General features: G+C 71.7%; 9 protein-coding genes and 1 pseudogene. 8 read left to right on the forward strand and 2 right to left on the reverse strand.

Translation table 11 applies throughout. The features are described 5' to 3' along the window. The first annotated feature begins 25 nt into the window (after positions 1–25). The 5 genes from lpdA (at position 26) to lipB (ending at position 5747) form a co-directional block, all read left to right on the forward strand. Positions 26–1399, forward strand: coding sequence for a dihydrolipoyl dehydrogenase (lpdA, locus tag AB0M56_RS23700; protein ID WP_364179586.1), 1374 nt, complete (start codon positions 26–28; stop codon positions 1397–1399). 56 nt (positions 1400–1455) lie between these two features. Further along, positions 1456–3258, forward strand: coding sequence for a 2-oxoglutarate dehydrogenase, E2 component, dihydrolipoamide succinyltransferase (sucB, locus tag AB0M56_RS23705; RefSeq protein ID WP_364179588.1), 1803 nt, complete (start codon positions 1456–1458; stop codon positions 3256–3258). A gap of 238 nt (positions 3259–3496) precedes the next feature. Beyond that, positions 3497–4381 (forward strand): TIGR01777 family oxidoreductase, encoded by an 885-nt coding sequence (locus AB0M56_RS23710; RefSeq protein WP_364179590.1) that lies wholly within the window; start codon positions 3497–3499, stop codon positions 4379–4381. Further along, on the forward strand, positions 4378–5007 hold the full coding sequence (locus AB0M56_RS23715) for a phosphatase PAP2 family protein (protein WP_364179592.1): 630 nt from the start codon (positions 4378–4380) through the stop codon (positions 5005–5007). The genes AB0M56_RS23710 and AB0M56_RS23715 overlap by 4 nt, the downstream gene beginning before the upstream one ends. Beyond that, positions 5004–5747, forward strand: a complete 744-nt coding sequence (gene lipB, locus AB0M56_RS23720) for a lipoyl(octanoyl) transferase LipB (protein ID WP_364179594.1) — start codon at positions 5004–5006, stop codon at positions 5745–5747. The genes AB0M56_RS23715 and lipB overlap by 4 nt, the downstream gene beginning before the upstream one ends. 65 nt (positions 5748–5812) lie before the next feature. Here the strand turns inward: lipB and AB0M56_RS23725 are convergent, their stop codons facing one another. Continuing rightward, on the reverse strand, positions 5813–6745 hold the full coding sequence (locus AB0M56_RS23725) for an LLM class F420-dependent oxidoreductase (RefSeq protein ID WP_364179596.1): 933 nt from the start codon (positions 6743–6745) through the stop codon (positions 5813–5815). 25 nt (positions 6746–6770) lie between these two features. Further along, complete coding sequence (locus AB0M56_RS23730; RefSeq protein ID WP_364179598.1) at positions 6771–7391, reverse strand: TetR/AcrR family transcriptional regulator; 621 nt, start codon at positions 7389–7391, stop codon at positions 6771–6773. 132 nt (positions 7392–7523) lie between these two features. Here AB0M56_RS23730 and AB0M56_RS23735 point away from each other — a divergent pair, with 132 nt between their 5' ends. The 3 genes and pseudogenes from AB0M56_RS23735 to AB0M56_RS23745 all read left to right on the forward strand — a co-directional run. Beyond that, a complete protein-coding gene (locus AB0M56_RS23735; protein WP_364179600.1) occupies positions 7524–8069 on the forward strand; it encodes a hypothetical protein in 546 nt (181 codons plus the stop codon). A 35-nt stretch (positions 8070–8104) separates the two neighbouring features. Continuing rightward, positions 8105–9055 (forward strand): oxidoreductase, encoded by a 951-nt coding sequence (locus AB0M56_RS23740; RefSeq protein ID WP_364179602.1) that lies wholly within the window; start codon positions 8105–8107, stop codon positions 9053–9055. A 37-nt stretch (positions 9056–9092) separates the two neighbouring features. Continuing rightward, positions 9093–9205, forward strand: a pseudogene (locus AB0M56_RS23745) (lipoyl synthase); the annotation flags it as partial.

Raw genomic sequence — 9205 nt, forward strand, 5'->3', positions numbered from 1 at the left:
ACACCGCTGCCGAGGAGTTATTGAAGTGAGCGACACCTCCGCCGACCTTGTGATCCTGGGAGGCGGATCGGGCGGCTACGCCGCGGCTTTCCGCGCGGCCGAGCTGGGCCTTTCCGTCACGCTGATCGAGAAGGACAAGCTGGGCGGGACCTGCCTGCACCGTGGGTGCATCCCGACCAAGGCCCTGCTCCACGCCGCCGAAGTCGCCGACGAAACTCGCGAATCGGAGTCGGTCGGGGTCAAGGCCGTGTTCGAAGGCATCGACATCGCCGGGGTCAACAAGTACAAGGACGGCGTCGTCGCCCGCCTGTACAAGGGCCTGCAGGGTCTGGCCAAGGCCCACAAGGTCAACCTGGTCGAGGGCACCGGCACCTTCGTCGGCGGCACGACCGTCGAGGTCGAGGGCACCCGCTACACGGGCAAGAACGTCATCCTCGCCACCGGTTCGTACTCGCGGACCCTGCCCGGTCTGGAGCTCGGCGGCCGGATCATCGCCAGCGAGCAGGCGCTCGCGCTCGACTGGGTGCCGAAGAAGGTCGTGGTGCTCGGCGGCGGCGTGATCGGCGTGGAGTTCGCGAGCGTCTGGGCCTCCTTCGGCGTCGACGTCACCGTGGTCGAGGCCCTGCCGCGTTTGGTGCCCGCCGAGGACGAGTTCGCGTCCAAGCAGCTCGAGCGCGCGTTCCGCCGCCGCAAGATCGCCTTCAAGACGGGCGTGCGGTTCACCGGCGCGAAGCAGGACGACAACGGCGTGAGCGTGTCCCTGGAGTCCGGCGAGACCATCGACGCCGACCTGCTGCTGGTCGCCGTCGGCCGCGGCCCGAACTCCGCGGGCCACGGCTACGAGGAGGCCGGCGTCAAGATCGACCGCGGCTTCGTCCTCACCGACGACCGCCTGCGCACGAACCTGCCGAACGTCTACGCCGTCGGCGACATCGTGCCGGGCCTGCAGCTGGCCCACCGCGGCTTCCAGCAGGGCATCTTCGTCGCCGAGGAGATCGCCGGGCTCGCCCCGCGCGTGATCGACGAGAAGGGCATCCCGCGCGTCACCTACTCGCACCCCGAGGTCGCCTCGGTCGGGCTCACCGAGTCGCAGGCCAAGGAGAAGTACGGCAACGACGTCACCACCTACACCTACGACCTCGGCGGCAACGGCAAGAGCCAGATCCTCAAGACCTCCGGTGGCGTGAAGCTGGTCAAGGCGCCCGACGGCCCGGTCGTCGGCGTGCACATGGTGGGCGACCGCGTCGGCGAGCTGATCGGCGAAGCGCAGCTGGTCTACAACTGGGAGGCGTTCCCGGAGGACGTCGCCCCCCTCATCCACGCGCACCCCACCCAGACCGAGGCCCTCGGTGAAGCGTTCCTCGCCCTCGCGGGCAAGCCGCTGCACGTGCACAGCTGACGTCTCACCAGCACAATCCAAACCTACGTCTTACAGATCAAGGGAGTCAGCGAACGATGGCCTACTCCGTCACGTTGCCGGAGCTCGGTGAGAGCGTCACTGAAGGCACCGTCACCCGGTGGTTGAAGCAGGAAGGCGACACCGTCGCGGTCGACGAGCCGTTGCTCGAGATCTCCACCGACAAGGTCGACACCGAGGTCCCGTCCCCCGTGGCCGGCACCCTGGTGAAGATCAGCGCCGGTGAGGACGAGACCGTCGAGGTCGGCGGCGAGCTCGCGGTGATCGACGACGGCACCGGCGGCGTCCCCGCCGCTGCCGAGCCGGCCGCCGCGCCCGCGCAGGAAGCCGCTCCGGAGCCGCAGGCGGCGCCCGAGCCCGAGCCGACGCCGGCGCCCGCCGCGCAGGCTCCTCAGGCCGAGGCCCCGTCGCGTCCGGACACCGCGCCGGCGTCGGGTGGCCAGGGCACCGAGGTGAAGCTGCCCGAGCTGGGCGAGAGCGTCACCGAGGGCACCGTGACCCGCTGGCTCAAGCAGGTCGGCGACCCGGTCGAGGTCGACGAGCCGCTGCTCGAGATCTCCACGGACAAGGTCGACACCGAGGTCCCGTCGCCGGTCGCCGGCACGGTGCTCGAGATCCGCGCCGGTGAGGACGAGACCGTCGAGGTCGGTGGGGTTCTCGCGGTGATCGGTGACGCGGGTGCGGCTCCGGCCGCCGCCCCGGCGCCCGCCGCTCCGGCCCCGGCTGCCCCGGCTCCGGCCCCGGTTCAGGAGAGCAAGCCCGCTCCTGCCCCGGCGCCTGCCGCGCCCGCCCCGGCTGCTCCGGCTCCGGCCGCTCCGGCTCCGGCCGCTGCCGCCCCGGCCGCCAAGGCCGAGGACAACGGTTCGGCCGACGGCCCGTATGTCACGCCGCTGGTGCGCAAGCTCGCGTCCGAGCACGACATCGACCTGGCGACGCTGACCGGCAGCGGTGTCGGCGGCCGCATCCGCAAGCAGGACGTGCTCGCGGCGGCCGAGGCCAAGCAGAAGGCGGCCGCGCCGGCGCCCGCGGCTGCTGCCCCGGCCCCGGCTGCGCAGGCCCCGGCTCCCGCCGCGGCTGCCCCGTCGGCTCCGGCCGCGGTCTCGCCGGACATCGCCGCCCTGCGCGGCACGGTGCAGAAGGCCAGCCGGATCCGGCAGATCACGGCCACCAAGACCCGCGAGTCGCTGCAGGTTTCCGCGCAGCTCACGCAGGTGCACGAGGTGGACGTGACGAAGATCGCCAAGCTGCGCCAGCGCGCGAAGGCGGCCTTCCGCGAGCGCGAGGGCGTGAACCTCACGTTCCTGCCGTTCTTTGCGAAGGCCACCGTCGAGGCGCTCAAGCAGCACCCGAACGTCAACGCGTCCTACAACGAGGACACGAAGGAGATCACCTACCACGGCGCCGTGCACCTGGGCATCGCGGTGGACACCGACCGCGGCCTGCTGTCGGTCGTGATCCACGACGCGGGTGAGCTGAGCCTGGCCGGTCTCGCGCACCGCATCGCCGACCTGGCGGCGCGGGCCCGGGCCAACCACATCAAGCCGGACGAGCTGACCGGTGGCACCTTCACCGTCACGAACATCGGCAGCAACGGCGCCCTGTTCGACACGCCGATCATCGTGCAGCCGCAGTCCGGCATGCTCGGCACCGGCGCCGTCGTGAAGCGCCCGGTCGTCGTGTCCGACGCCGAGGGCAACGACACGATCGCCGTCCGCTCGATGGCGTTCCTGCCGCTGACCTACGACCACCGCCTGGTCGACGGCGCCGACGCCGGCCGCTTCCTCACGACGATCAAGCAGCGTCTGGAAGAGGGCAAGTTCGAGGACGAGCTCGGCCTCTGACGCGGTAGCCGGTCTGTCGAAGGCCCCGCACTCCTCCAGGGGTGCGGGGCCTTCGCCGTTCTCGGGTGTCCGATGTAGACGGTCGGCCGCGGTCCGCCGTGGCGGGACCGGGGGCCGGGCTGGGACACTGGCGGTGCCACGGTCACCCCCGTCCTGTCCATTCCGGACGGTCCCGCACGGGGTCGCCGACCACGGGCCGGGGGTGCGGAACACGCACGGATAGGACACGATCTCAGGCATGCGGGTACTCATCGCGGGGTCCGGCGGGCTCATCGGCACGGCACTGGCGGCGCGGCTGCGCTCGGCCGGCCACGACGTGCGCCGCCTCGTGCGGCGCACCGCGCGGGCGGCCGACGAACACGGCTGGGACCCGCCGTCGGCGCGGATCGACGAGGGCGCGTTCGACGGGGTCGACGCCGTCGTGAACCTCTGCGGCGCGCCTCTGCTGCCGGGCCGCTGGAGCGCGATGCGCAAGCAGGTGCTGCTCGACAGCCGCGTCGAGCCCACGGAGGTGCTCGCCGAAGCCGTGGCCGAACACGGCGTGCAGGTGCTCGTGAACGCCTCCGCGGTCGGGTTCTACGGCAACACCGGTTCCCGCGTGGTCGACGAAACCGCCGGTACGGGCACGGGTTTCCTGGCTGAGCTCTGCACGGCGTGGGAAGGCGCGACCGCCCCCGCCGCCACGGCCGGCGCCCGCGTGGTGCTCGTCCGCACCGGCCTCGTGCTCGCGCGCAAGGGCGGCCTGCTCGACGTGCTGCGGCCGCTGTTCGGCTTCGCCCTCGGCGGTCGCCTCGGCGACGGCCGCCAGTTCATGCCGTGGATCTCGCTCGACGACGAGGTCGGCGCCCTCGTCCACGCGCTGGAGCACGAAACGCTGGCCGGCCCGGTCAACCTCGCCGGCCCCGCGCCCGCCACCAACGCCGAGTTCACGAAAGCCCTCGGCCAAGCCCTGCACCGGCCCGCGCCGTGGTGGGTTCCGGGGGTCGCGCTGAAGCTCGCGCTCGGGCAGGCCGGCGAGGAAATGGCGTTGTACGGCCAGCGCGCCGTCCCGCGGCGGCTGGAGCACACGGGTTACGAGTTCCGCCACCGCACTCTGGAGAGCGCGCTGGCCGCGGCGACATGACCGTGCCGCGCGTCCGCTGGGTCGTGACCGGTGTGGTGCTGTTCGCCGCGTTCCTCGCGCTCGGCCTGCTCGTCGACCGGCAGCCGCTGCAGTTCGACACGGAGGTCGCGAACGTGTTGCGCGGCCAGGACACCCGCCCGGCCGGGCTGGTCGCGGGGGTCGTCACGAACGTCCTCGGTCCCGTGCTGCCCTGGGTGCTGGGCGTGGCGCTGCTCGCACTGGCGTTGCGGGACCGCTCGAAGCTGTCGTTGTGCGTGCGGCTGGCTGTGGTGCTGGTGCTGTGCCGGCTGACGAGCCTGACGTTCAAACCCGTGTTCCTGCGCCAGCGTCCGCGCGAGTACCCGGACCTGAGCTACCCCAGCGGCCACGTCGTCGCGGTGGCCTCGACCGGACTGGTCGTGGTGCTCGTGTGTGGCTGGTTCGCGCCGCGGTTCGTCCGGTGGGCGGTGGGGATCGCCGTGGCCGCGACCGTCGTGGCGGCGGCCTGCCGGGTCGTGCTGGGTGTGCATTGGGTCACGGACACCGTCGGCGCCGCGCTCGCGGTGCTGGGAATGGGCCTGGTGTCGGCGACGGCACTTCGGCTCGTGCCCTTTCGCAGGCCTGACGGGCGTAGCCTCGACGAGTGAGTTCTTCGACCGATTCCTGCCGTGCCGCCACCGAACCCGTCGTAGTCCGGGAGCTCGGCACGATCGACTACACCGAGGCCTGGAACCTGCAGCGCGAGATCCTCACCGCGCGCGCCGACCAGACCGGACCGGACACCCTGCTGCTGCTGGAGCACCCGTCGGTCTACACCGCGGGCAAGCGCACGGAGCCCGAGGATCGGCCGACCGACGGCACCCCGGTGATCGACGTGGACCGCGGCGGCAAGATCACGTGGCACGGCCCCGGCCAGCTCGTCGGTTACCCGATCATCGAGCTCGCCGACCCGATCGACGTCATGCATTACGTGCGGCGCCTCGAGGAGGCGCTGATCGTGGTGTGCGAGCGGCTCGGTGTGCACACCGGCCGCGTCGAGGGCCGCAGCGGCGTGTGGATCGCGGCCGACGACCGCGGGATCGAGCGCAAGATCGCCGCGATCGGCATCCGCGTGCAGCGCGGCGTGACCATGCACGGCCTCGAGTTGAACTGCAACGCCGACCTCGGCGCGTTCGACTCGATCGTGCCGTGCGGCATCCGCGACGCCGGCGTCACTTCGCTGTCCTACGAACTGCAGCGCGACATCACCGTGGCGGAGGTGCTGCCGATGGTGCGCGACGCCGTGCTGGCCGCGCTAGAAGGTGAGCTGGTCGTGCGTGACGACCGCTGGCTGCCGCGCCCGGAAGCGCCTTCGGCGCCGGGCGTCACCTTCGCCCTGCAGAACTGAGAACTCGTGAGGGGCCGCGCTGCGTTCGAACAAGAACCGAACCGGCGCCGCCCCTCACGAGCAAGTCACAGCTGCGGTGCCACGTCCGAGGCGATGAACTCGAGGTGGTCCAGGTCCTGCAGGTCGAGAACCTGCAGGTAGAGCCGCGTGATACCAGTCTTCTCGCGCCACTGCCCGATGCGGTCGACGACCTGGGCCGCCGTGCCGGCCAGGCCGGACTCGCGCAGCTCAGCGAGGTCACGGCCGATGGCTCCGGCCCGGCGCGCCACCTCGGCGTCGTCGCGGCCGATCGCGACGGTGAGCGCCACCGAACGCAGGATCTCCTTGGGGTCGCGGCCCACGGCCTCGGCCGCGGCGGCCACGCGCTCGAACTGCGCCAGCGCGGCTTCCGGGCTCGCGAACGGCAGGTTGAACTCGTCGGCGAAGCGCGCGGCCAGCTCGGGCGTGCGCTTCTTGCCCCCGCCACCGATGATCACGGGCGGCGCGGGCGACTGCGCCGGCTTCGGCAGCGCGGGCGAGTCGACGACGGTGTAGTGCTCACCGGAGAACGAGAACGTCTCGCCCACCGGCGTCTTCCACAAGCCGGTGATGATCTCCAGCTGCTCGGCGTAGCGGTCGAAGCGCTCCTTCAGCGGCGGCAGCGTGAGCGCGTAGGCGGTGTGCTCGGTGTCGAACCAGCCCGCGCCGAGACCGAACTCCACGCGCCCGCCCGACATCTGGTCGACCTGCGCCACGGAGATCGCGAGCGGGCCGGGGTGGCGGAACGTCGCTGCGGTGACGAGCGTGCCGAGCCGGATCCGCTTGGTCTCACGGGCGAGCCCGGCCAAGGTGATCCACGCGTCGGTGGGCCCGGGCAGGCCGTCGCCGTCGCCCATCTTCAGGTAGTGATCGCTGCGGAAGAACGCGTCGAAACCGGCGGCCTCGGTCGCCTTGGCGACGCGCAGGAGGTCGTCGTACGTGGCGCCCTGCTGGGGCTCCGTGAAGATCCTCAAGTCCATGGCGCCAGCCTAGCCACGGAGCCGCTCAGCTCGCGGCCGGTCGCTCCCCCGCTTCGCCGGGCTGACGCAGGCGCAGCAGCATCCGCACGATCACGCCTTCGATCTGCTCACCGATCTTCTTCGGGTCGGCCGCGCTCGCGATCTCCGTGGCCGCGGACGACAGCGCGCCGAACAGGAGCCGCGCGGTGATGTCGACCGGCACGGGCTCGACCTCGCCGGCGTCCACGAGCGACTGCAGGCCCGCCCGCACGAGCCCGAAGCTGCACTGCTCCTCGGCCTCACGCCAGCGTTCCCAGCCCATCACCACCGGCGCCTCGTGGATCGCGATGCGCTGGTAGGCCGGGTCGAGGCAGCTCTTGATGAACGCGTTGAGCGCGCCCAGCACCCGTTCCCACGGCGTGCCGGGGCCGGTCATGATCTTCTCCAGCCGGTCGTAGACCAGGCTTTCCACGGAGTCGAACGCGGCTTCGAACAGGGCTTGCTTGCCGCTGAAGTGGTGGTACAGCGCGCCCTTCGTCACGCGGGCGCGTTTGGCCACCTCGTCGAGCGAGGTACCCGCGTAACCGCGTTTCGTGAACAGCTCGACGGCGCTGTCGACCAGGGCGGATCGTGTGGACTCCGAGTAGTCGAGTCGTCTGGACCTCATTGTCGGCACCCTCACAACCTTACGCCGGACGGCGATCTCCATACCCATGGTATGTTCACTGCGTCAGGTCCGTACCGGGAGTATGCCGCAAACCCGCGGTACGACCCGGGTCACGGAAGGGGAGCCCACACCATGAGCTGGACCGACTTCTACCGACGCCGGGAGATCCTCGAGGCGGCCGTGCGCCACGCGCAGCGCACCCCGGGTGAGCCGCTCGTTCTCGCCGAGATCCCTGGCGCCACCGACGTTTTCGGCTGTGAAGAGAACCTGCTGCTGGCGCTGCAGTACAAGTGGACGCAGGTGCTCGGGGGGCACCTGCGCGCCGAGCTGGCCGACCCGGAGGACGCCGCGGCCGACGGCGTCGGCGACCAGGTCGACGCCGTTTCCCGCGCGTGGCGGCGCGCGCAGTCCGAGCACGAGACGCTGCGTGCGGTGCTCGACGGCGCGCTGACCCGGCACCCGTCGCTGGTGAACCTGCACGAGGGCGAGCTGCGCACGCTGGCGCTCACCGCGGGGCTGGCCTCGCCCGGTGAGCCCACCGAGGAGATCACCCGCGTCGGCTACGCCTTCGATTCGCTGGTGCGCGCCGGCAGTGACCGCTCGGACCGCGCGGCCTGCCCGGTGCGACGGCGCAGCCCCATGGGACACCTCATGCGCCTGCTCGCACCCAGCGCGTGACCGCGTAGTTACAGGCGTGTAGTTAGGTGAACCCCATGAACCGACCGTGGACCGAGGCCGACCTGGCCGACCAGACCGGCCGGACCGTCCTGGTCACCGGCGCCAACTCGGGCCTCGGTCTGCGCACGGCGGAGGTCCTCGCCGGCCGCGGCGCGCGGGTGCTCATCGCGTGCCGTTCGGCCGAGCGCGGTGCCGCCGCTCTCGAGCGTGTGCGTTCGGTGGCCTCCGGTGCCGCGCCGGAGCTCGTGCAGTTGGATCTGGCCGACCTCGCGTCGGTTCGCAAGGCGGCCACGTCGGTGCGCGAGCTGACCGGTGACGCGCTCGACGTGCTCGTGAACAACGCCGGCCTCATGGGCACGCCCCAGGGCCGGACGGCCGACGGCTTCGAGCTGCAATTCGGCACCAACTACCTCGGGCCGGCCGCGCTCACGTGGCTGCTCATGCCCGCGCTACGCGGCGGCACGGCGGCACGCGTGGTCACGCTCTCCAGCATCGCCGCGACGGGCGCGCGAATCCGGCTGGCGGACCCGAACTTCGAGCACGGCCGATTCCACACGGCCGCCGCCTACGGGCAGTCGAAGCTCGCGGACCAGATCTTCGGGCTGGAGCTCGACCGGCGGCTGCGCGCGGCCGCCTCCCCGGTGATCAGCGTGCTCGCCCACCCCGGCTACACATCGACCGGCCTGCAGCCCGCCATGGCGAAGTCGTACAGCAACGCCGTCGTCCGCAACGTCATGCAGGGGACCATGTGGCTCGGCAACTTGCTGGTGGGCCAGGACATCGCGCACGGCGCCCTGCCGCAGCTCTACGCGGCCACGCAGCCCGACGTCGAGGGCGGCGACTACTACGGCCCCGACCGGCTGTCCGGCTCCCGCGGCCACCCCACCAAGGTGCGCCCGCTCGCTGCCGCCCGCGACCTCGCGACTGCGACCGCATTGTGGGACTTGACGGCCCGCTTGACGAACGTCACGCCCGACCCGCAGTAGGCGATTCGCCCGGTACCGCGGGCGTAGTGTGGTGGACGTGACTGCTGCGCCTGAAGGGCGGAAGTTGCTGCGGCTGGAGGTCCGCAACAGCGAGACGCCGATTGAGAAGAAGCCGTCGTGGATCAGGACGAAGGTGCGGATGGGGCCGGA

The sequence above is a fragment of the Amycolatopsis sp. NPDC051372 genome (genome assembly GCF_040682095.1).
GTDB lineage: Bacteria > Actinomycetota > Actinomycetes > Mycobacteriales > Pseudonocardiaceae > Amycolatopsis.